This window comes from Paracoccus sp. (in: a-proteobacteria) (genome assembly GCF_030538755.1).
In the GTDB taxonomy this organism is placed as follows: domain Bacteria; phylum Pseudomonadota; class Alphaproteobacteria; order Rhodobacterales; family Rhodobacteraceae; genus Paracoccus.
Genome location: NZ_JAUNTJ010000020.1, coordinates 14,428 through 36,114, shown reverse-complemented (window position 1 = coordinate 36,114; position 21,687 = coordinate 14,428). Strand labels below are relative to the sequence as shown.

24 protein-coding genes and 1 tRNA gene are annotated in these 21,687 nt (G+C 65.2%); 12 read left to right on the top strand and 13 right to left on the bottom strand.

What is annotated here, in order from left to right; all coding sequences use genetic code 11:
• Positions 1-2: 2 nt before the first annotated feature.
• Both Q4G14_RS12120 and gmk read right to left on the bottom strand, forming a co-directional pair.
• On the bottom strand, positions 3-524 hold the full coding sequence (locus tag Q4G14_RS12120) for a gamma carbonic anhydrase family protein (protein ID WP_303362008.1): 522 nt from the start codon (positions 522-524) through the stop codon (positions 3-5).
• Positions 521-1,150, bottom strand: coding sequence for a guanylate kinase (gene gmk / locus Q4G14_RS12115; RefSeq protein WP_303362007.1), 630 nt, complete (start codon positions 1,148-1,150; stop codon positions 521-523). Before gmk ends, Q4G14_RS12120 begins: the two co-directional genes overlap by 4 nt.
• 226 nt (positions 1,151-1,376) lie before the next feature.
• On the opposite strand from gmk, the gene Q4G14_RS12110 reads away from it, so the two are divergent.
• Entirely contained in the window at positions 1,377-2,033 is a 657-nt protein-coding gene (locus Q4G14_RS12110) for a PAS domain-containing protein (protein WP_303362006.1), read from the top strand.
• A 26-nt stretch (positions 2,034-2,059) separates the two neighbouring features.
• Here the strand turns inward: Q4G14_RS12110 and Q4G14_RS12105 are convergent, their stop codons facing one another.
• The 3 genes from Q4G14_RS12105 to tgt form a co-directional block, all read right to left on the bottom strand.
• Positions 2,060-3,034, bottom strand: a complete 975-nt coding sequence (locus Q4G14_RS12105) for a GNAT family N-acetyltransferase (RefSeq protein ID WP_303362005.1) — start codon at positions 3,032-3,034, stop codon at positions 2,060-2,062.
• A gap of 9 nt (positions 3,035-3,043) precedes the next feature.
• Positions 3,044-4,198, bottom strand: a complete 1,155-nt coding sequence (gene rnd, locus Q4G14_RS12100; protein WP_303362028.1) for a ribonuclease D — start codon at positions 4,196-4,198, stop codon at positions 3,044-3,046.
• A gap of 111 nt (positions 4,199-4,309) precedes the next feature.
• Positions 4,310-5,437 (bottom strand): tRNA guanosine(34) transglycosylase Tgt, encoded by a 1,128-nt coding sequence (gene tgt / locus Q4G14_RS12095; protein ID WP_303362004.1) that lies wholly within the window; start codon positions 5,435-5,437, stop codon positions 4,310-4,312.
• 134 nt (positions 5,438-5,571) lie between these two features.
• Here tgt and Q4G14_RS12090 point away from each other — a divergent pair, with 134 nt between their 5' ends.
• The 4 genes from Q4G14_RS12090 to Q4G14_RS12075 all read left to right on the top strand — a co-directional run bounded on the left by Q4G14_RS12090 (position 5,572) and on the right by Q4G14_RS12075 (position 7,492).
• Entirely contained in the window at positions 5,572-5,928 is a 357-nt protein-coding gene (locus Q4G14_RS12090) for an SUF system Fe-S cluster assembly protein (RefSeq protein ID WP_303362003.1), read from the top strand.
• Between the two features lie 157 nt (positions 5,929-6,085).
• Positions 6,086-6,460, top strand: coding sequence for an iron-sulfur cluster assembly accessory protein (locus Q4G14_RS12085; RefSeq protein WP_303362002.1), 375 nt, complete (start codon positions 6,086-6,088; stop codon positions 6,458-6,460).
• Between the two features lie 51 nt (positions 6,461-6,511).
• Positions 6,512-7,258, top strand: coding sequence for a triose-phosphate isomerase (gene tpiA, locus Q4G14_RS12080; protein WP_303362001.1), 747 nt, complete (start codon positions 6,512-6,514; stop codon positions 7,256-7,258).
• 157 nt (positions 7,259-7,415) lie between these two features.
• A tRNA-Pro gene (locus tag Q4G14_RS12075) sits at positions 7,416-7,492 on the top strand.
• Between the two features lie 10 nt (positions 7,493-7,502).
• On the opposite strand, the gene Q4G14_RS12070 is transcribed toward Q4G14_RS12075, so the two are convergent.
• The 3 genes from Q4G14_RS12070 to pdxH all read right to left on the bottom strand — a co-directional run bounded on the left by Q4G14_RS12070 (position 7,503) and on the right by pdxH (position 9,458).
• A complete protein-coding gene (locus Q4G14_RS12070) occupies positions 7,503-7,997 on the bottom strand; it encodes a DUF192 domain-containing protein (RefSeq protein ID WP_303362000.1) in 495 nt (164 codons plus the stop codon).
• Between the two features lies 1 nt (position 7,998).
• Complete coding sequence (locus Q4G14_RS12065) at positions 7,999-8,607, bottom strand: cold-shock protein (RefSeq protein ID WP_368661362.1); 609 nt, start codon at positions 8,605-8,607, stop codon at positions 7,999-8,001.
• Between the two features lie 248 nt (positions 8,608-8,855).
• Positions 8,856-9,458, bottom strand: coding sequence for a pyridoxamine 5'-phosphate oxidase (gene pdxH / locus Q4G14_RS12060; protein WP_303361999.1), 603 nt, complete (start codon positions 9,456-9,458; stop codon positions 8,856-8,858).
• Positions 9,459-9,538: 80 nt separating this feature from the next.
• On the opposite strand from pdxH, the gene fabI reads away from it, so the two are divergent.
• The 4 genes from fabI to Q4G14_RS12040 all read left to right on the top strand — a co-directional run bounded on the left by fabI (position 9,539) and on the right by Q4G14_RS12040 (position 12,447).
• Complete coding sequence (fabI, locus tag Q4G14_RS12055) at positions 9,539-10,363, top strand: enoyl-ACP reductase FabI (protein WP_303361998.1); 825 nt, start codon at positions 9,539-9,541, stop codon at positions 10,361-10,363.
• Positions 10,364-10,424: 61 nt separating this feature from the next.
• Complete coding sequence (locus Q4G14_RS12050) at positions 10,425-11,072, top strand: LysE family translocator (RefSeq protein ID WP_368661363.1); 648 nt, start codon at positions 10,425-10,427, stop codon at positions 11,070-11,072.
• Between the two features lie 10 nt (positions 11,073-11,082).
• Entirely contained in the window at positions 11,083-11,586 is a 504-nt protein-coding gene (gene gpt / locus Q4G14_RS12045; RefSeq protein WP_303361997.1) for a xanthine phosphoribosyltransferase, read from the top strand.
• 147 nt (positions 11,587-11,733) lie between these two features.
• Complete coding sequence (locus Q4G14_RS12040; RefSeq protein WP_303361996.1) at positions 11,734-12,447, top strand: PRC-barrel domain-containing protein; 714 nt, start codon at positions 11,734-11,736, stop codon at positions 12,445-12,447.
• Between the two features lie 90 nt (positions 12,448-12,537).
• Here Q4G14_RS12040 and Q4G14_RS12035 read toward each other — a convergent pair whose 3' ends face one another.
• From Q4G14_RS12035 to Q4G14_RS12015, 5 genes are all read right to left on the bottom strand, one after another.
• The gene (locus Q4G14_RS12035; protein ID WP_303361995.1) at positions 12,538-13,629 is read right to left on the bottom strand and encodes a Hint domain-containing protein; all 1,092 of its coding nucleotides are present in this window, start codon (positions 13,627-13,629) and stop codon (positions 12,538-12,540) included.
• A gap of 89 nt (positions 13,630-13,718) precedes the next feature.
• Positions 13,719-15,221: an anthranilate synthase component I gene (gene trpE, locus Q4G14_RS12030; protein ID WP_303362026.1), complete on the bottom strand. Its 1,503-nt coding sequence runs from the start codon at positions 15,219-15,221 to the stop codon at positions 13,719-13,721.
• Entirely contained in the window at positions 15,221-17,137 is a 1,917-nt protein-coding gene (locus Q4G14_RS12025; protein WP_303361994.1) for a peptidylprolyl isomerase, read from the bottom strand. The genes trpE and Q4G14_RS12025 overlap by 1 nt, the downstream gene beginning before the upstream one ends.
• Positions 17,138-17,207: 70 nt before the next feature.
• Entirely contained in the window at positions 17,208-18,395 is a 1,188-nt protein-coding gene (locus Q4G14_RS12020) for an aminotransferase (RefSeq protein WP_303361993.1), read from the bottom strand.
• Positions 18,396-19,238, bottom strand: coding sequence for a hypothetical protein (locus tag Q4G14_RS12015; RefSeq protein WP_303361992.1), 843 nt, complete (start codon positions 19,236-19,238; stop codon positions 18,396-18,398). It lies immediately after the preceding gene.
• Positions 19,239-19,362: 124 nt separating this feature from the next.
• Here Q4G14_RS12015 and Q4G14_RS12010 point away from each other — a divergent pair, with 124 nt between their 5' ends.
• Genes Q4G14_RS12010 through Q4G14_RS12000 form a run of 3 tightly spaced genes read left to right on the top strand, consistent with a single transcriptional unit; the run spans position 19,363 to position 21,682 of the window.
• The gene (locus Q4G14_RS12010) at positions 19,363-19,968 is read left to right on the top strand and encodes an aminodeoxychorismate/anthranilate synthase component II (RefSeq protein WP_303361991.1); all 606 of its coding nucleotides are present in this window, start codon (positions 19,363-19,365) and stop codon (positions 19,966-19,968) included.
• Positions 19,965-20,993 (top strand): anthranilate phosphoribosyltransferase, encoded by a 1,029-nt coding sequence (gene trpD, locus Q4G14_RS12005; RefSeq protein WP_303361990.1) that lies wholly within the window; start codon positions 19,965-19,967, stop codon positions 20,991-20,993. Before Q4G14_RS12010 ends, trpD begins: the two co-directional genes overlap by 4 nt.
• Positions 20,990-21,682, top strand: a complete 693-nt coding sequence (locus Q4G14_RS12000) for a uracil-DNA glycosylase (RefSeq protein WP_303361989.1) — start codon at positions 20,990-20,992, stop codon at positions 21,680-21,682. Before trpD ends, Q4G14_RS12000 begins: the two co-directional genes overlap by 4 nt.
• Positions 21,683-21,687: the final 5 nt, after the last annotated feature.

The following is a 21,687-nucleotide window of genomic DNA, read 5'->3' as shown; positions in this document are numbered from 1 at the left end:
CCCTACACCACAGCGCGCAGCCCGGCGCGAAAGCGGGCGGCATTGGCGCGATAACGCTGCGCCGATTTCAGCAGATCGGCCCGCGCCTCGGGCGAGAGCTCGCGCACCACGCGGCCGGGCGCGCCCATGACCAGCGCGCCGGGCGGGATCTCTTTGCCCTCGGCGATCAGCGCCCCTGCCCCGATCAGCGCGCCCGCGCCGATCCGCGCGCCGTTCAGCACCGTGGCCCCCATGCCGATCAGCACGCCGTCGCCGATGGTGCAGCCGTGCAGCATGGCGCGATGGCCGATGGTGCAATCCGCGCCGATGGTCAGCGGAAAGCCGGGGTCGGTGTGAAAGCAGCACAAGTCCTGCACGTTCGAGCCGCGCCCGACCCGGATTTCATCGTTATCGCCCCGCAGCACCGCGCCGAACCAGACCGAAGCCCCCTGCTCCAGCACGACGCGGCCCATGACCTGCGCATCGGGTGCCACCCAGGCATCGGCGGCGATGTCGGGCGCGATGCCGTCCAGTTCCCAGATCATGCCTGCTCCTCCATGAGGTTTTTGACGAAGGGACCAAGGCCAACGGCGCGGCTGCGGCGCAGACGCTCGGCCGTCAGGATGGCGCGAAGCTGCGCCTCGGTCGCGTCCAGATCATCGTTGACCAGAACGTAATCGTATTCGGCCCAATGGCTGATTTCGTCGCGCGATTGCGCCATGCGGCCCGCGATCACCTGATCGCTGTCTTGCGCGCGCGACCGCAGGCGGCGTTCCAGTTCGGGCAGCGATGGCGGCAGGATAAAGATCGACACCACATGCGACCCAAGCGCCGAAGCGCGGATCTGCTGCCCGCCCTGCCAGTCCACGTCGAACAGCGTATCGCGCCCGGCCTGCATCGCATCCTGCACCGGGTCGCGCGGGCTGCCATAGTAATTGCCGAACACCTCGGCATGTTCCAGCATCCGGCCCTGCTGCACCATGTCGCGGAAATCCTGCACGGTGGTGAAATGGTAATGCTGGCCGTCCACCTCGCCCGCGCGGGGGGGGCGGGTCGTGGCCGATACCGAAAAGCGCAGGCTGCTGTCCCAATCCATCAGCCGCCGCGCCAGTGTCGATTTGCCCGCGCCTGACGGTGACGACAGAATGATAAGCAATCCGGTGCGATCCATGGCGCCAATCCCATAACCGAGTTGCCCTGACATGCCCTGCCCCGCAGCGGGGGTCAAGATCAGCGCCCGTCTTAACCATCTGTTAATATGGGAATCGATTTCGATATGAGATATGGTTATGCAAGCAGGGTAACAAAGTAATTCTTGCAGGTGTCTTGTGTCCAACAGCGATGGCTCTGCCGAGCAACCTGGCATTCCCGCCGAACAGGGTGGTCAGGTGCTGCGGATGACTGATTTCAACCCCGAACAACCCGCACGGATATTGTCGGACCTGCGCGCCTATTGGCAGGGGCTGCGCAAGGGCCGGGCGGTTCCGCTGCGCTCTGATGTCGAACCGCGGGGCATTCACCGGGCGCTGGATCATGCGTTCATTCTGGAACGGATCGCACCGGGCGCGGCGCGGTTTCGTCTGGCCGGGCGGCATCTGATCGACCTGATGGGGATGGAGGTGCGGGGGATGCCGGTCTGTTCGCTGCTGAACCCCGCATCGCGCGGGCGGCTGTCGGATGTGCTGGAAACCGTGTTCAAGGCCCCGCAGATCGCTGAATTACGCCTGTCCGGCCCCGCCGATTATGGCCGCCCTGCGATCAGCGGGCGGATGCTGCTGCTGCCGCTGCGTTCCGATCTGGGGGATGTGACGCGCGCTCTGGGCTGCCTGATTTCGGAAGGGGATATCGGGCTGGCCCCGCGCCGCTTTGATCTGGTCAGCGAACAGGTGACGCCGATCATCGACGGGGCCGAAGTGATGGTGCCCTCGCCCTCGGCCCGTGGCTTTTCCGATGATGCGGCCCCTTGGCGCAAACCTGCCATCCCGACCCCGAACCTGCCCGAAACGCCCGAGGAACGGCGCGCCCGGTTTCGGATAATCGCCAGAGAAGATTAACGGCGTGCCAGACAGCCGCGCACGGCCTATGCCGCCTGCCAGTGCATGACAAGGCCGGGCGCCGGTCCGTTGCGCGCCGCTGATGCCATCTCGGTCGTGCCGGTCACGCTGAAGCCGGTCTTTTCCAGAATACAGCGCGAGGCGGGGTTGTCGGCGAACACCTGCGCCTCGATCCGGGTCAGGCCATAGCGCAACTGCACCTCGTCCAGAAAGGCGCGCAGCATTTCGGTGCCAAGGCCCGCCCCCGCGCAGGCCGGGTCGAGGAAATACCAGATCGGCGGCACCTTGCCCGCGCCGATCCCGATCGAGCCGCAGACCCGGTTATCCTGCCGCGCCACCAGCCGAAACGGCGGCACCAGTGTTTCATCGGGGAACAGCGCGGTCAGGTCGTCCTGGCTCATGGCGGGGTGAAAGCGCAGCAGCATCCGGGCGACGGCGAAATCGGTGCCGATGCGGCGCAGGTCGTTCAGATCGGCGGCGCGCACGCCGTCGATGGTCAGGCGCGGCGTCGCCAGCCGCAGCCCATGGCGCGCCCCAAAGGTGGCGCGCGTCAGCAGCAGGCGGCGGCCCGGCAGGCGCATCCCTTCAGCGCGCGAGGGGATTTGTTTCGGGCCGGCGTCGCGAAACCCCAGCTTGGCCAGCAGCGCGACGGATCGGTGATTGCCCTCGAAATGGCTGGCCGAAATCTGCGCCGCCCCGCCTGCGAACACCCGGCTAAGCGCCAGCACCGCAGCGCGCAGCGCCAGCCCGCGCCGCTGCCATGGCTGCGCCATCCAGATGCTGAAATCGCGGCCGGTATGCACCATGCCCGCGAACTGACCATCGACGCGCACGGCCCATTCGGCCGGGCCAGCGGCTGTGATGAAATCCAGCGCGTCATCCACGCCATAGGGCCACGGCACGGACGACAGCCAGCGCGCCACCTGCCAGTCGCGCAGGGCGTCACGGATCGCGGGCGCGTCTGCCGGGCGCAAACGATCAAGCGTGACACGACCTGACATATCGCAGCCCTAGCTGACCGGCACGACGCGCACCGCGCCGCCACGCGCCGACAGCGCGATCCGCCCCTCGGCCAGACGCAGGGCGTCGTGGCCAAACACCTCGGCCCGCCAGCCCGACAGCGCCGGCACATCGCGCGCGCCCGATGCGATGGCGTCCAGATCGCTGGCCGAGGCGATCAGCTTGGGCGCCACGCCTGCCTCATCGGCCTTGGCTTTCAGCAGGACGCGCAGCAGATCGGACAGCGCCGGATTGCCGGGGCGGCCCGGTTCGGGGTCAGGGGCGCGCGGCAGATCGCGCGCCTCCATCCCGGCCTTGACCGCAGCCAGAATCCCGGCGGCAATGTCCCCGCGCCGCGCCTCGCGCAGCAGCAGCCGGGATTTGCCCAGATCAGCTTCGTCCGCAGGCCGGGTCGAGGCCAGCTCGATCATCGCATCATCCTTGAACACGCGCGAGCGCGGCACGTTGCGTTCCTGCGCATAGGTTTCACGAAACCGCGCCAGTTCGCGCAGCACCGCCAGAAAGCGCGGCTGATTGGTGCGCGTGCGAATGCGCTGCCACGCCTCGTCGGGGCGGGTCAGATAGGTTTCGGGGTCTTGCAGAATGGCCATTTCCTCGGCCAGCCATTCGGTGCGGCCAGAGCGCGCCAGTTCCTCCCGCAGAAATTCATAGATCACGCGCAGATGCGTCACATCGGCCAGCGCATAGGTTTTCTGCGCATCCGACAGCGGACGCCGCGACCAGTCGGTAAAGCGCGAGGATTTGTCCAGATTGGCCCGCGCGATCTTGCGCACCAGCGTTTCATAGCCGACCTGTTCGCCAAAGCCGCAGACCATCGCGGCCACCTGCGTATCGAACAGCGGCTGCGGGAACAGCCCGGCATCGTGAAAGAAAATCTCCAGATCCTGCCGGGCGGCGTGGAACACCTTGACCGTGCCGGTATGACGGAACAGGTCATAAAGCGGTTCCAGCGACAGCCCCTCGGCCAGCGGATCGACCAGCACCGCCCGCCCGCCATGGGTTTCGGGCAGCGCCATCTGGATCAGGCACAGCTGGGAATAATAGGTCCGCTCGCGCAGGAATTCGGTATCAACCGTCACATAGGGCGCGGTGCGGGCGGTGTCGCAGAATTGCGCCAGCGCCTCGGTGGTTGTGATCGTGTCAATCTCGGTCGTCATGTCGGCCTTTTCACACAAGCGGTTCACTTTGCCTGATTCTGCCCGCTTTATGCCCGCTGGCGCAGGATTGAAAGGCCACAGATGCCGGTTGCCCCATGGTCAAAGCGGCGAAATATCGCCATTCGCCCGCTGCGCGTGGAATTGCGCGACGAAATCGGCGGTGCGCCCGGCGGCGATGGCATCGCGCAGACCCTGCATCAGTTCCTGAAAGTAATGCAGGTTGTGCCAGGTCAGCAACATGCCGGAAATCATCTCTCCGGCGCGGAAGACGTGGTGCAGATAGGCGCGGGAATAGGACCGGCAGGCCGGGCAGGTGCAGCTTTCGTCCAGCGGGCGCGGGTCGTCGGCGTGGCGGGCGTTCTTGATATTGACCTGCCCGCGCCGCGTCCATGCCTGCCCGGTGCGCCCCGAGCGACTGGGCAGGACGCAATCCATCATGTCAACCCCGCGCAGCACCGCGCCCACGATGTCGTCGGGCTTGCCCACGCCCATCAGATAGCGCGGCTTGTCATCGGGCAGAAAGCCGGTGGCATAGTCGAGAACACCGAACATCGCCTCTTGCCCCTCACCCACGGCAAGGCCGCCGATGGCATAGCCGTCAAAGCCGATGGATTTCAGCGCGGTGGCGGATTCTTCGCGCAGATGCGGGATGACGCCGCCCTGCATGATGCCGAACAGAGCATGGCCAGGGCGGTCGCCAAAGGCATCGCGCGACCGCTGCGCCCACCGCATCGAGATGCGCATCGCCTCGGCCTGGCGTTCCTCGGTCGCGGGCAGCGCGGGGCATTCGTCAAAGGCCATCACGATGTCGCTGCCCAGCAGGCGCTGAATCTCCATGCTGGTTTCGGGAGACAGCATGTGGCGGCTGCCGTCGATATGGCTGGAAAAGGTGACGCCTTCTTCGGTCAGCTTGCGCAGCGCGGCCAGCGACATGACCTGAAAGCCGCCGGAATCGGTCAGGATCGGGCGCTGCCAGTTCATGAAGTCATGCAAGCCGCCAAGCCGCGCAATGCGTTCTGCACCGGGGCGCAGCATCAGGTGATAGGTGTTGCCCAGCACAATATCGGCCCCGGTTTCGCGAACGGATTCCGGCAGCATCGCCTTGACCGTGGCGGCGGTGCCCACCGGCATGAAGGCAGGCGTGCGAATGTCGCCGCGCGGCGTGGTGATGGTGCCGGTGCGGGCCATCCCGTCCCGCGCGCCAAGAGTAAAACCGAACCTGTCCATACCTGCCCTGCCCGACCTGTGCCAAAACGCCGCTGCCTAACGCCCTTTGCCCTTGTTCGCAACGGGCAGTGCCGTCTGGACCCCGGCGCATTGACGCCCTATATAATCTGTCGGAAATCGAAAGGCAGCACCCGATGAGCCAGCCCCTGATGGAAGGCGCCCCCCTGATCCGCCCCTCGACCACGGATCATCCGCTTTATGAACAGGTCGTCGAGGCCTGCAAAACCGTGTATGACCCGGAAATTCCGGTCAATATCTATGATCTGGGTCTGATCTACACGATCGACATCAACGCCGAAAACGAAGTGCGGGTCATCATGACGCTGACCGCACCGGGCTGCCCTGTCGCCGGCGAAATGCCCGGCTGGGTCGCCGACGCGGTAGAGCCGCTGCCGGGCGTGAAACAGGTCGATGTGGAAATGACCTTTGAGCCGCAATGGGGCATGGACATGATGTCTGACGAAGCGCGGCTGGAACTGGGCTTTATGTAAATCGGCACGGCTGCGCCCAAAGGTGCGTATTTGAACAAACAGGAAGCGGTTTCCTGTTTGTCTTAAATACGCATGGGACAGCGCAATCCCGACAGGGGGTTGAGGGTTGGCGCCGCCGTGCCTATCTTTCTTGCCAACACAGGCGAAAGGCTTTGGCATGTTCGGTATTCCCGGCAAATCCCCCGTCACCATCACCCCTGCGGCGCAGGCGCAGATTGCGCGGCTGATGGCGTCCAAATCCGCGTATGGTTTGCGGATCGGCCTGAAAAAGGGCGGCTGTGCGGGCATGGAATATACCATGGAACTGGCCGAGGCAGCCGGTGGCGGCGATGAGGTGGTTCAGCAGGGCGACGCGCGGGTGCTGATCGCACCAATGGCGCAGATGTTTCTGTTCGGCACCGAGATCGACTATGAAACCGGCCTGCTGGATTCCGGCTTTCGGTTCCGCAATCCCAATGTGACCGATACCTGCGGCTGCGGCGAATCCATCCGCTTTGCCACGCCGGGCACGGGCGGGGCACCGTCGGCTTGATCCCCGGCCCGTGTCGTCCTAAGCCTTGGGCGCATAATTGGGGAGATGATGATGGCACCGCGCAAACTTGCTGCTGGAAACTGGAAGATGAATGGCGATCTGGCCGCCCTGGCCGAGGTGGATCGCCTGCTGGACGCGCATCCTGAACCGGGGTGCGAGGTTTTGCTCTGCCCGCCTGCGCTGCTGATCCATCCGATGGTCGGCAAATCGCGCGGCGGTGTGCTGGCTGTTGGCGGGCAGGATTGTCATGCCAAGGCGTCGGGCGCGCATACCGGCGACATTTCCGCCGTGCAGTTGCGTGATGCGGGGGCCGAATATGTGATCGTCGGTCATTCCGAACGCCGCGCCGACCATGCCGAGGATGACGCCGCCGTTTCCGCCAAGGCCGTGGCCGCGCATCAGGCCGGGATCGTCAGCATCATCTGCGTCGGCGAAACCGAGGCGCAGCGTGACAGTGGGCAGACCCTGGCCGTTATCGGTGCGCAGATCGCCGCCTCGGTGCCCGATTGCGCCACGGCTGAAAACACCGTGATTGCCTATGAACCCGTCTGGGCCATCGGCACCGGCCGCACCCCCACCAATGACCAGATCGCCGAGGTTCACGCCCTGATCCGCAACGATCTGGTTGCCCGCTTTGGCGACGGGGCCGGGTTCCGCATTCTGTATGGCGGCAGCGTCAAGCCGTCGAATGCGGTGGAAATCTTTGCGATTCAGAACGTGGATGGCGCGCTGGTTGGCGGGGCCAGCCTGAAGGCGGATGACTTTGGGGCCATCGTCGCCGCGCTGTCGGCGGCCTGATTGAGTCTGTGATGCCGGGGCCGGGCGCTTGGTTTGCGCCCGGCTTTTTCATGCCGACAGTTTGAAGAAATCTGATCGCAATTTTGCGCGGTTTTCAAAGCTCAACCCGATCAACGGGGGTGGCATCGGTCGCGGCAATAGGCTACACGGCGCCGATCGGGGCGTAGCGCAGCCTGGTAGCGCGACGGTTTTGGGTACCGTAGGCCGGAGGTTCGAATCCTCTCGCCCCGACCATTTCAGCAGATCAACGGCAGGGCAGCGCGGCGCGGGTTTGCGGCACCGACGGATGCGCCATCACATCGCCGGGTTTCAGGCCAAGGCGCGCAGCCTCGCCCCCGGCGATTTCCAGCACCAGCAGCCGGTTGGGGTTGGTATCGCCACGCGCCGCGCCGGGGATGGGGGTTTCGTCCAGGGGCTGCGCCTGTGCGTGGATGTGCCGCACCGTGCCGCTGTCGTCCATGAACAACATATCCAGCGGGATCAGTGTGTTGCGCATCCAGAACGACACCGGCTGCGGCTGTTCATACACAAACAGCATCCCCTGCATCTGCGGCAGATTGCGGCGGAACATCAGCCCACGGGCGCGTGTGTCGGGGGTATCGACCACCTCGACCGTGATGGGCAGGTCCGTGCCATTGCTGCGCAGGATCGCCTGATCGGCGGAACAGGACGCGCCATCCGCCAGCGCAGCGACAGGTGCCGCCAGCAAAACCAGAAAGCCAAGCGCCCTGACAGACAAACTATTCAGCCACAGCGGCCAAAAAACCTTCGGCCGACAGGATGTTGCCCTTGTTATCGTCGCTCATCTCTGTGCTGCCTTCGGGGCGGGCGGCGGCGCGATCCCATGCAGTGACTTGCGCGGCCATCAGACCGCGCGGGCCTTCGATCACGCGCAGCGCCACTGCCTCGCCCACGGCGAGATCGGCAAGACCGGAATGGCGCAGCACCTCGACATGCAGGAACACATCGTCGGAATGGCCGAAAATATTCGCGAAACCAAAGCCTTTGCTTTTGTCGAACCACTTCACCCGCGCCGGGCGCAGCGGCAGGGTGCCAAGCTGAGCGATCACGCTGTCGTCAAGGTCGGCAATCGGCGGCGTGCCATCGCCTTCGGGCGGTTCGACCGACAAAACCTCGGTCGCCTGCAACCCGCGCGAGGTGGGTATGACCCGCACCTGAACCCGTGCATTATCTGCAACCGACCCCTGTCCAAAGTTCCGCAGAACGTTTGCATGCAGCAAAATGTCGGGGCCGCCGCCAGAATCCAACACGAATCCATAGCCTTTGGCCGGGTCGAACCATTTGATAAGCCCGTCGACAATTGTTCCGCCGACTTTCGGATCGGTCATTCTTCACACCCCTGACATTACCCGGTTTTTTGGCTTGCCGCCTGCATTTTTGCAACCCACCCGGATAAGTTAACAGTAGGTCGCTTTACCGTTGTAGACAAGGTTTTTGCGCGACATGCGTGTTGACCTAGCGGAAACTTGCTGTAACAGTCAGCAATTAAATGCTATTTTTTCTCGTTTTGAAGGTGATGAAGAAATGGGCAAAATTCCGCCTCAACTTAAGATTGCAGAAAATGCAGTTTCCGCAGTTATGGTGACAATCGGTTCACGATCCAGCCCTGCGAATCAGACCGCAACCAACGGAATCTGTCGTGCAGCCGGAACGCGCCGTCAGCCCAGAACTCGATCTGAACTGGCTGTATGCGAAACCCGCCCCAGAACGGCGGCCGCGCAGGCTGCAACCCGTGAGCGAGGCCCTGACGCGCCACTTCGGCCATCAAACTGGACCGTGATTCCAGAATCTCGGACTGGCGCGAGGCCCAGGCCCCGATCCGGCTTTGCAGGGCGCGGCTGTTGTAATAGGCATCGGCCTGCGGCCCTTCTTCGCGGGTGACGGTGCCGCGCACGCGGATCTGACGGCGCAGCGATTTCCAGTGCATCACAAAGGCCGCAACGCCGGTTTCCGTAATCTGCCGTCCTTTGGCGCTGTTGTAATTCGTATAGAAAACAAAGGCATCATCCTCGATTTCCTTTAACAGCACCATCCGGCTGTCGGGCACTCCATCGGCATCGACAGTGGCCAGGGCAATCGCATTCGGGTCGTTGATTTCGGTCTTTTCCGCCTCGGCCAGCCAGCGGCGCGCGATGGCAAAAGGATCGTCCCCTATAAAAATACCACCACGTTCTGTCATGCGTTAACCCCTTTGCGCTTGATGACCATCAACCTTCGGCCTAATCAACTGACGGAAGTGTGAAACCATGAGGGACAGGCATGTCAAGCAAGCAGAACACCGGGCTGATGGCGGGTAAGCGCGGTCTTATCATGGGTCTGGCCAACGACAAATCCATCGCCTGGGGCATTGCCAGGGCGCTGGCCGATCAGGGGGCCGAACTGGCGTTTTCCTATCAGGGCGAGGCGCTGAAAAAGCGGGTGCAGCCGCTGGCGGCGCAGCTTGGGTCGGACATTCTGGCCGAATGTGACGTTGCGGACGAAGCCTCGGTCGATGCGCTGTTCACCACTTTGGGCGAAAGCTGGGACAAGATCGACTTTCTGGTTCACGCCATCGGCTTTTCCGACAAGACCGAATTGCGCGGGCGCTATGTCGATACGTCGCGCGATAACTTTATGATGACAATGGATATTTCGGTTTACTCCTTCACCGCGGTTGCCCGTCGCGCGGCGGCGATGATGACCGATGGTGGCAGCATGGTCACGCTGACCTATTACGGTGCCGAACGGGTGATGCCGCATTACAACGTGATGGGCGTCGCCAAGGCCGCGCTAGAGGCCAGCGTGCGTTATCTGGCCGAAGACCTTGGTAAAGACGGCATCCGCGTCAACTCGATCAGCGCCGGTCCGATCAAGACGCTGGCCGCCAGCGGCATCGGCGATTTCCGCTATATCATGAAGTGGAACGAGCTGAACTCGCCCCTGCGCCGCAACGTCACGCAGGACGAGGTCGGTAAATCGGCGCTGTATCTGCTGTCGGATCTGGGCAGCGGCGTGACCGGCGAAACCCATCACGTCGATGCCGGCTATCACGTCGTCGGCATGAAGGCGGTCGATGCGCCCGACATCTCGGTCGTGAAGGACTGATTGGCCGAACGCCCTGCGCACCAGAGGCGCAGGCCCTTGCGGCGGCATCGCAACCGGGTAAATTCCGCCGATCACAAAGGAACGCCCACTGTCGATTTCGCTGCAAGAAACGCTGACGCTGCTGTCGGCCCTGTCGCTGGCGATCCTGTCGCCCGGCCCGGCGATCATTGCCACGATACAGGCGGCCTTTGCCCATGGCCGCGAACGCGCCCTGCCCTATGGGCTGGGTCTGGCCACCGGCGCGTCGCTGTGGTGTCTGGCGGCGCTGTTCGGGCTGGCGGTGCTGTTCCGGCTGAACCCGGCGCTGCTGTCGGGGATGATGATCTTTGGCGGCTGCTATCTGCTGTGGTTCGCCTGGCGGCTGTGGCGCGGAGCGACCCAGCCCCTGCCCGCCGCCGCCCAAGGGCCAAAGCACGGCGCGTGGCGCGGTTTTCTGGGCGGCATTGCGCTGAACCTGTCAAACCCGAAGCCGGCGCTGTTCTATGCCACGCTGATCCTGTCGGTGTTTCCCCGCCCTCTTGCCGGGGCGGAACAGGCCGCGATCTATGCCATCTGTCTGGGCACGGAATATTTCTGGTATGCCTTGGTTGCGGTTCTGGCATCGACAGGGGCGATGCGGCTGCGCTATTTTGCGGCGAAATTCTGGATCGACCGGGCCTGCGCCGTGGCGATGGCCCTGCTGGGTGTGCTGCTGATCCTTGAACATTGAAAGGGATAGAATGACTTCGGACCGTCTGCCGCATGAAAAGGGCTTCCACGTCAGTTGGGATCAGCTTCACCGTGACGCGCGCGCCTTGGCGTGGCGGCTGGATGGCACCAACTGGCGTGCCATCGTCGCGATTACGCGCGGCGGGCTGGTGCCCGCGATGATCGTCGCGCGCGAGCTGGACATCCGCACGATCGAGACGATCAGCATCAAATCCTACAAGGGACAGGGTGCCGCTGCCGGTCAGGGTGAATTGCAAGTGCTGAACTCGCCCGACCCCGAACTGATGGGCGACGGCGACCGCATTCTGGTCATCGACGATCTGGTCGATTCCGGGCGCACGCTGGAACTGGTGCGCAAGATGTATCCCAAGGCGCATTTCGGCACCGTCTATGCCAAGCCCAAGGGCAAGCCCATGGTGCAGACCTATGTGACCGAGGTGTCGCAGGACACATGGATCTTTTTCCCCTGGGATATGGCGCTGCAATATGTCCAGCCCTTCCGTGGCGAGGATTGACGCGCCAGATCTGGCCCGCCCCCTGACATGGCGGCTTTTCGCCGGTTTACCCAAGTTTCCGTGAACCGGCGAAACCATTGCCGCCCGTTTGTGTTGTGTCCCCGAATGCGGGCGGCCTGCCCGCCCGACTTTTCGGAGGAGAACACGATGCACAAGATTTTGTTGACCACCGCCCTTGTCATTCCTTTCAGCCTTGGCACCGCCCTGGCGCAGGACACCGCAGCCCCGGCCGAGGATCAGACCGGCGCAACCGCCGATATGACCGTTGATCCGGCGGCCACCGACTCGGCTGTGGAAACCACGGATACCGCAGCGGAACAGGATGCGCTGGCCGCTCAGATGGCCGCCAGCGACAAGGTGGTTCACCAGCAGACCGCCACCGAACTGCGGCTGGACTGGATCACCGGCGCGGCGGTTCATGCCCCCGATGGCGACAAGATCGGCGACATCACCGACCTGATTCTGGACGGCAACAGCGGCCAGATGTCGGCGGCGATCATCGGCGTGGGCGGCTTTCTGGGCATCGGGCAAAAGCAGATTGCCGTGCCGTGGGATCGCCTGACCATCAACTTTGACGCGCGCGAGGTGACATCCGACCTGACGCGGGACGAAGCGAATGCCGCGCCGGAATATGTGTTCCGCACGCAGGAAACCGCCCCCGCCGATCAGCCGCCCGTGGATCAGGCCCCGGCGGTCGAGATGACCCCGGCGACGACTCCGCCTGCTGGCGCGGTTCCGACCGAACCTGCCGTGGTTGATCCCGCCCCGGTCGATGGCGCCGTCGAGATGCCCGCCGACACCAGCGCGCCGCCGATGGAGCCGGCTGAAACAATGGAACCGGCGGGCGAAAGCTCGAACTGATCGCGCAGGCGTGGATGCGCCCCGCGCGCGCCGTGACACTGACGAAAGGCCCGGCCATCCGCCGGGCCTTTTCATATCGCGCGGCGCGGATCAGAGGCGCGCGGTGGACAGCGGTTTGTTGTTGCGTATGTGCCGTTCGACCAGCCTACGCGTTCGCGCCCCCGGCGGGATCATGCGCGCGGCAGGCATGACCATCGTGCCCAGTTCGGGAAACAGCGTCAGAATTTCGATGCGCGCCGCCGAGGACAGGCTGGCCAGCGCAATCGGACCGGGCAGCAGGCTTTCGGTTTCGGCCCCTTCCGACAGCAGGATGTCGTGGCTGTCCAGCATGATGTGGTGATAGGACAGATCGCGCGGCGTTTCGACCCGCTCGATCCCCGGCGCGGTCAGCAGGTGAACGGCGGGGGTCAGCACCTCATCCGTGCCAAACATGGTGCGGGCAATGGCGGATCGCAGCAAAATCCGATGCTGCGGCGACACCAGCAGATCACGGCGCGGCACGCCGGGGGCCAGTGCGCCCTGCCCGATGCGGATCGGCTTTAGCCGCGGGTCACGCTGCATCTGCGCCGCCGTCACATGCCGCGCCCCGATCCAGCGGATCGGGCGGATCGCGCCCGTATTGGTCAGCACCAGATCGCCCTTGCGCAGCCCTTCGACCGGGCGCGGGCCATCGGGCGTTTCGATCAGCGTTCCGCACGCGAAACACACCAGCGCAGCATAGCCCGCCCCGCTGTTGGTCGAATAAGCGGTGATGGTATAGGTGACGCCGGTTTGCAGATCGGCGGTGGTGAAAAACGCCTGCACGTCATTGTCGTGCTGGTTGAAGGTCACGCCCCAGACTTTCAGCCTGACCCCGTCCGATCCCGTCAGGCTGACCTCCCACGCGGTTTCCAACTGGGTGTCATTGCCCCAGACCTGTCCACCTTTCACGGTAACGGTCTGATCCGGATCGGCAAAATTTATGAACTGGATCTGGCTGTCGGTATCTGTATCCCTGTCGGTCAACGAATTGTTGTTATCGCTGACGGTGATCGGCTGCGCCTCGCCCACGGCGGCGAATGAGAACGTGCTGCCAATCTGAAACGTGGGCCGGTCGCTGTTCTTGAAAAAATCATACGCGGGATCGGTCAATGGAAAATCATCGACGTTGAAAAGCCATACATGATAATCGGTCTGCGCCATGTCGGAACTCTATGGGGGCAATGAAGATCTTGTCGCGCAAGAACTGCGCGACTTTAATTTCAAATTTTGTGTGTTTTAACTGCGCCGGCTCAGTTGTTGCCGGTGGCAAAACGCGCCGCCCCTTCGGCCGCGCGTTGCAAGGCGCGGCTTTTGTTGACGGTTTCCTGATATTCGGCCTCGGGGTCGCTGTCATAGACGACGCCGCCCCCCGATTGCAGATACAGCGCGCCATCCTTGATGACGCCGGTGCGCAGGGCGATGCACATGTCCATTTCACCATTGGCGGCGAAATAGCCGACACCGCCGCCATAGACACCACGCTTTTCCGGCTCCAGTTCGTCGATGATCTGCATCGCGCGAACCTTGGGCGCACCGCTGACGGTGCCTGCGGGCAGACCGGCCAGCAAGGCGGACAGCGCGTCCTCGCCCTCGCGCAATTCGCCGACCACGTTCGACACGATGTGCATGACGTGGCTATAGCGTTCGATGATGAACTGTTCGGTCGGGCGCACGGTGCCGATTTTCGCCACCCGGCCCACATCGTTGCGGCCCAGATCCAGCAGCATCAGATGTTCGGCCAGCTCTTTTTGATCGCCCAGCAGATCGGCCTCTAACGCGCGATCCTCGGCCTCGTTCGCGCCGCGCGGGCGGGTGCCGGCGATGGGGCGGATCGTGACTTCGCCATCGCGCAGGCGGACCAGAATTTCCGGGCTGGCGCCGACGATCTGGAACCCGCCCATGTTCAGGAAAAACATGAAAGGCGACGGGTTGGTGCGGCGCAGGCTGCGATACAGCGCAAAGGGCGGTAGCGGGAAATCCATCCGCCAGCGTTGCGACGGCACCACCTGAAAGATGTCGCCCGCGCGGATATATTCCCTGGCGCGTTCGACGGCGGCCAGATAATCGGCCTTGGCAAAGTTGCTGACGGGTTCGCCCACCTGCGCATCGCGGCCAAGGGCGCGCGGCTCGGACGGTTGACGGTCGAGCGAACGCAGCGCCTCGGTCACGCGCTCGGCCGCCTGGGCATAGGCGGCGCGGGCGGGCAGCGCCGGGTCGAACCAGGCGGGGGCGCACAGCGTCACCTCGCCCTTGACGCCATCCAGAACCGCCACGACCGAGGGGCGCAGCAGCATCGCATCGGGCAGGTTCAGCGGGTCGGGATTCACATCGGGCAGATGTTCGACCAGCCGGATCATGTCATAGCCCAGATAGCCGAACAGCCCCGCCGCCACCGGCGGAATGCCGTCGGGCATGTCGATGCGGCTTTCGGCGATCAGTGCGCGCAGGCTGTCCAGCACCGGGCGGTCATCGGGCTGAAACTCGTCAGAGAACCGCGCCTGCCGGTTGATCCGCGCCTGCGTGCCACGGCATTCCCAGATCAGATCGGGCTTCATCCCGACGATCGAGTAACGGCCCCGCACCTCGCCGCCCGTCACCGATTCCAGCATGAAGGACAGCGGCTGCGCCTCGGCCAGTTTCAGCATCAGGCTGACGGGCGTGTCCAGATCGGCGGCCAGCCGCAGGGTGACAAGCTGGTTGCGACCCGCCTCCCAACCGCGTTCAAAACTTGCGAAATCGGGCGAGAGATCCATCATTGAGCCTGCGTATGCACCATGTTGATGACGTTCTGATTGATCGTCACCCCGGCTTGGGTCTGAATGGCGCGGGTAAAGTAATCGAACACATCCTGCTGCAACGACCGCTGCGCCTGCATCCGCACCGCATTCAGCACCTGCCCCGCCTGTTCGACCGACAGATCGGCGGCGTGGATGGCGTCCAGCGTTATCAGAAACACCCGGCCCTGCGCCTCGGCGATTTCGGTATCGCCCGGCTCGGTGATGCTGAAGGCGCGGGCGATCACATCGGGCGGCACGCCGTCGATCCAGCCATCGCGGCCCATATTCGTCTGTGCGGTGCCCTGCGGCGCTTGCGCGGCGGGGGCCGGTGCGGCGGCTTCGTCAGCGCCGGTGTCGGTGCCGTTCGCGGGAACCGGCGTTGTGGCGGCGACAGCGGCCACGCGGTCTTCTTCGGCCTGCTGGAGCAGCAGGCGCAGGGTTTCGGCCTGCCGCCAGTCGGTCAGCACATCATCTGCCACCTCGTCATAGGGGCGCAGCGCCGGGGGCACCACCTCGTCCAGACGCAGGGCGAACACGCCGCCATCATCCAGTTCGAACAGTTGCGGGAAATCCTCGGCGGCGACCACGGCGGCCTGTTCGCGGAAGGCGGGATAGTTGGCGATGGTGCTGTGATCGTCGCCGGTGAAGCCTTCGGTCCAGTCGATCTGCCCGACCTGCATATCGTTTTCCTGCGCCGCATCTTCCAGCGAAGCACCCGAGGCAAGGCTGTCCTCGATTGCGGTTGACCGTTCGGAGATGATCCGGCGGGCGCGGTCTGCGGCGGCTTCGGCGCGCAGATCGGGTTCGGCCTGTTCAAAGCTGATGCTGCGCGGTTCCAGAATCGCGTTCATCGAAAACAGCGCCGGCCCCAGCGACGTATCCACCGGACCGGCGATTCCGGGGCCGTCCAGCGCAAACACCGCCTCGCCCGCTGTGCCAAGCTGATCCTGCGACACCTCGCCCAGATCAATGTCGTCCAGCGTCAGCCCGCGTTCGGCAACCAGTTGCGCAAAGGTGATCTCGCCCGCGTCCAGCCGTGCCTTTGCCTCGTCCGCGGCTTCGGCGGATGGCATGACCAGCCGTTCCACCATGCGCCGTTCAGGCTGTTGGTAATCGCTGATGCGCGTCTGATACAGATCGCGCAGCGCGGTTTCGTCCAGCTCTACCGTATCGGCCAGCATTTCCGGGGTCAGCCAGATATAGCTGATCTTGCGAACCTCGGGCGCGGTAAAGCGCGGAGCGTTGGCCTGATGCCATGCCTCAAGAATGGCCTGATCGGGGTCGTCGATGCTGTGCGGCAGATCCGCCGCCGTCAACTCGCGCCAGGTGAAATCGCGGGTTTCCAGAATCCAGCCTGCGGTGCGCCCGACCAGAGGTTCCGGCGCGACGATCCCGCCCGCGACGGCGCGTTGCAGGATCATCCGCGCCTCGTCCTGACGCAGTTCGCGTTCGAATTCGCCTTCGGTCAGCCGTTCGCGGCGCAACAGGTCGGCATAGGCGGCGCGATCAAAGCTGCCCGAGGGGCCGCGAAAGGCCGGGATGGCGGTAATCGTCTGCGCGATCCGTTCGTCCCCGACCGACAGGCCGATGCGGCGCGCCTCTTCGGCCAGTGCGGCGGCACCGAACAACTGGCCCTGCACCGCCTGCGGCAGACCGACGGCCTGCGCTTGCGCCATGGTGAAATGCTGGCCCATCTGCTGGGAATAGCTGTTCAGTTCGCTGCGCAGGGCGCGGCTGTATTGATCCGCCGTGATCTCGGTTTCGCCGACCGATCCGACAGCACTCGACCCGCCGGAAAAGGTCGTGACGCCAAAGCCGCCCAATCCCAGCACCATCAGCCCCATCAAGACCCAGACGATGGTGGATTTGCCGTGGGTGCGCAGGTTCTTCATCCCAGCCTCTTGTCGTTTTTCGCTCGTCGGGGTTCTTTAGGGCGATGGCGCGGCCATCACAAGCCCGGCGTCAGCCCCGGAATTGTGACAGCCGTTCCGCCAGTGCCGCGATGCCGTCGCTGTCGATATTGGCATAGGCGATGCGGAAATGGCGCGGGCCATCGGGATTGTCGCCCGGCATGAACATCGTTCCGGGCAACGCCAGCACGCGGGATTCGCGCACCAGTTGCGGCGCCAGATCGGCCGAGCTTGCCTTGAACGGATGTTCGATCCAGGCGAAATAGGCACCGCAGCTTTTCAACTTCCACCCCGGCAGCCGGTCAAGGTGGTGCAGGCAGGCCAGACGGCGGCGCAGGATTTCATCACGCTCGCCCGCCAGCCAGTCGCCCAGATGGCGCAGACCATAGGTTGCACCGATCTGCCCCGCCTGCCCGGCGCAGATCGCCACCGTATCCAGCCATTTTTCCACCTGAACCATCCGGTCGGGCGCGGCGATCAGCGCGCCGGTGCGATGCCCGGTCAGGCGATAGCTTTTGGAAAAGGAATAAAGCTGGATCAGCGTTTCGCCCCAGTCGGGATCGGTCAGCAGATCATGCGGCGGCTCGCCCCGCAGGGATGCAAGGCTGTGAAAGTCGCGATAGGTTTCATCCAGAATCAGCGCCAGCCCGTGTTCGCACGCCAGATCGTAAAAGGCGCGGATCAGCCCGGCGGGATATTCCGCGCCGGTCGGGTTGTTGGGCGTGACCAGCACGATGGCGCGGGTGCGGCTGCCGATCAGCGCGCGGGCCAGATCGGGCTGCGGCATCATCTGCCCGTCGCAGGGCAGCGGCACCGCGCGAATGCCGCTGATGTCCAGCCACATCTTGTGGTTGAAATACCACGGCACCGGCAGCAGGATCTCATCGCCCGGCCCGGCCAGCGTGGCAATCGCCGCGCAGAACGCCTGATTGCAGCCCTGGGTGATGGCGACATGATCCGCCGTGACCGGGGCACGGTAGAACGCCGACCAGTCATCGGCCAGAGCCTGCCGCAGATCGTCATTGCCCAGAACCGGCCCATACAGATGCGCGGCGTCATCGCCCAGCATTGCCTGAGCCATGGCGCGGCGCAGATCATCGGGGGGCGGCAAGGCCGGTGCCGCCTGCGAGACGTTCATCAGCGGGCGATCCGGCGGGAACGTGACCCCGGCCAACCAGCGCCGCGCCTCCATCACGGGCGGGCTGAAGGTGGCGGCGATGCTGCGGTTAAGCGGGATCATTCAATTCCCCTGCAAAGGCGCCAGCCGGTCAAGGGCGGGCGGTGTGGACAGATCAAGAGGCGGCGCGCCGCGTGACGGCATGTCCGGCGCGGGTTGCGGCGGCGTGGCGGTTTCAGCGGCAGGCGCGGTTTCAGCGGGTTGCGCGGCCTCGGCCTGCGGCTCGGGCGTGGTTTCAGCCACCGCATCCGGCTGCGCATCGTCAAATGCGCCGGTGACATCCGGCATAAGGTCGGGCTGCACCGCAACATCCGGCGCGCCGGGCGTGGCCGGGCGTTCCAGCGCCGGGGCCACCGGCTGCGGCATCACCGGCGCGGGCGAAACATCAGGCGCGGGCACAATCGGCGCGGCGGGTTCCGGCGCAACCGGCTGATCGCCCGCATCCGACAGGGCGGCCTGCGGGGCTTGATCTGCCTCGGGCGCGGGCGGGGCGACCTCGGGCGCGCGCGCCGGGGGCAGCTCCATCGGCGCAGGTGCGGCAGGCGGGCCATCGGGACCGCGCCCGAATTCAGACCCCGTGGGCAGCGGCAGATCATCCGCCTGCGCATCGCGGGCCGGGGCCGCAGGCGCGGCAGGCATTTCGGGGGGAATCGCGGTTTCAGCCTCGGGCGGCGTGTCATCCGCAGGCGCGGGGGTGGGCGGCGCAAGGGCTGGCGGCGCGCTGTCACCATCCTGCGCGGGCGTCGCGGCAGGTGCGGGGGTGCCTGGCTGTGGTTCCTGTTCCGTCGCAGACGGGCGGGATTCGGGGGCGGGCTGCGCCAAGGGCAGCGCCAGCGACAGCACCATCAGCCCGGCTGCTCCGACCAGCAGCCCCTGAAAAAGCCCCGCTGCAAAACCCTTTGCCATCTGCCCGCCGTCTTTACGTTTCTTTCAGCCTTCCGCCCGGCCGGGGTTGACCCCCTGCCGCCGGATGGCCCATCTATAGCGGGTCATTTTCACGGGGGAAACAACCCCCGGCCAAGGAACCGCCATGAAGCATACGCCTCGCATCCTGCTGATCGACAATTATGACAGCTTTACATGGAATCTGGTGCATTATCTGGGCGAAGCGGGGGCCACGGTCGATGTGCGGCGCAATGATGCCCTGACGGTGGATCAGGCCCTGGCGCTGGAACCCGACGGGATCGTGATCTCGCCCGGTCCCTGCGATCCGGCGCAGGCGGGGATCTGCCTGCCGCTGATCGCGGCGGTGGCGGAAACGCGCATCCCGCTGCTGGGGGTGTGCCTTGGCCACCAGTCCATCGGCGAGGCGTTTGGCGGCCGCATCATCCGCGCCGACCGTATCCTGCATGGCAAGGTTGACGAGATGATCCACGACGGCACCGGGGTTTTCACCGGCCTGCCCTCGCCGCTGCGGGCGACGCGCTATCACTCGCTGACGATTGCGCCCGACAGCCTGCCCAATGTGCTGCGGGTGACGGCGCGGGCCGGGGATGGCACGATCATGGGGGTGATCCACAACGATCTGCCCATCGAAGGCGTGCAGTTCCACCCCGAATCCATCGCTTCGGAACACGGGCACGCGATGATCGAAACCTTCCTTGGCCGCTGTGCCCCGCGAAAGGCCGCCGCATGACCGCCCCGGCAGACATCCGCCCGCTGATCGGCCTTGCCGCCACCCGCCCCCTGACCGGAACCGAGGCCGAGGCCGCCTTTGGCGCGCTGTTCGACGGAGCCGCCACGCCCGCACAGATCGGCGGCCTGCTGATGGCGCTGCGGGTGCGGGGCGAAACGGTCGATGAAATCGCCGCCGCCGCCCGCAGTATGCGCGCCCGCATGAACCGCATCACCGCGCCCGAGGGGGCGATCGACATCGTGGGCACCGGCGGCGATGGCAAGGGAACGCTGAACATTTCCACCGCCACCGCCTTTGTCGTCGCGGGCGCGGGGGTGCCGGTGGCCAAGCATGGCAACCGCAACCTGTCGTCGAAATCGGGCGCGGCGGATGCGCTGACCCAGATGGGCATCAATGTCATGGGCGGCCCGGCGGTGGCACAAGATGCGCTGAGCCGGGCGGGCATCTGCTTTATGATGGCGCCGATGCACCACCCGGCGATGCGCCACGTTGGCGCTCCGCGCGCCGAACTGGGCACGCGCACGATCTTTAACCTGCTGGGGCCGCTGACGAATCCGGCCTCGGTGCGGCGGCAGTTGACCGGCGCATTCAGCCGCGACTGGCTGCGGCCCATGGCCGAGGTGCTGCGCGATCTGGGGTCTGACGCGGCCTGGCTGGTGCATGGCGGCGATGGCACGGACGAGCTGTCCATCGCCGGTGAATCATGGGTTGCGGCGCTGGATGGCGGCAAGGTGACGGAATTCACCCTCCACCCCGAGGATGCGGGCCTGCCGGTTCACCCGTTCGAGGCGATCATCGGCGGCGAGCCGTCGGAAAACGCTGCCGCCTTCCGCGCGTTGCTGGATGGCGCGACCGGGGCTTACCGCGATGCCGTGCTGCTGAACGCGGCGGCGGCGCTGGTGATTGCGGGCGCTGCCGCCGATCTGCGCGAAGGCGCGGCGCGGGCCGCCGAATCCATCGACAGCGGCGCGGCCAAGGCCAGGCTGATCGCACTGGCCGATGTCACCGGCCCGCCCGAGGCATGATTCCGCCCGCCGCATGGGCGCATCTGCCGTTCTTTACCGACGACTGGCCCGCCATCCGCACCCGGTTGGAGCGGGTCAGCGACTGGCTGCCCGGCCCCGCGCGCGTCTTTGCCGCGCTTGATGCGGTGCCACCGGATCGCGCGCGCGTGGTGATTTGGGGGCAAGACCCCTATCCCACCCCCGGCCATGCCAACGGGCTGGCGTTTTCGGTGACGCCGGAAACGCCCCTGCCCCGGTCTTTGTCAAATATTTTCAGAGAATTGCGCGACGATCTTGGCGCGGCGCCTGAAACCGGCGACCTGTCGCATTGGGCCGCTCAGGGGGTGTTGCTGCTGAACACATCCCTGTCGGTGGAACCCGGCGCGGCGGGGGCTCATGCCCGCTGGGGCTGGGATCGGCTGGCCCGTCAGGCCATCGCCGAAGCGCAGCGCCACCGCCCCATCGCCTTTATCCTGTGGGGCGGCCATGCGCAAAAGGCCGCTGCCGGTTTGCCGGGGGCCGATGATCTGGTGATCGAGAGCGCGCATCCCTCGCCCCTGTCGGCGCGGCGCGGCTTTTTCGGGTCGCGGCCGTTTGGGCGGGTGAATGAGTGGCTTGCGGCAAGGGGCGAGGTTGGCGTCGATTGGGCCGGTCGTGCCCCAAGATGCGTATTTCAACAAACAGGAAGCGGCGGGCGCGGCGCTGAATAAGGCCG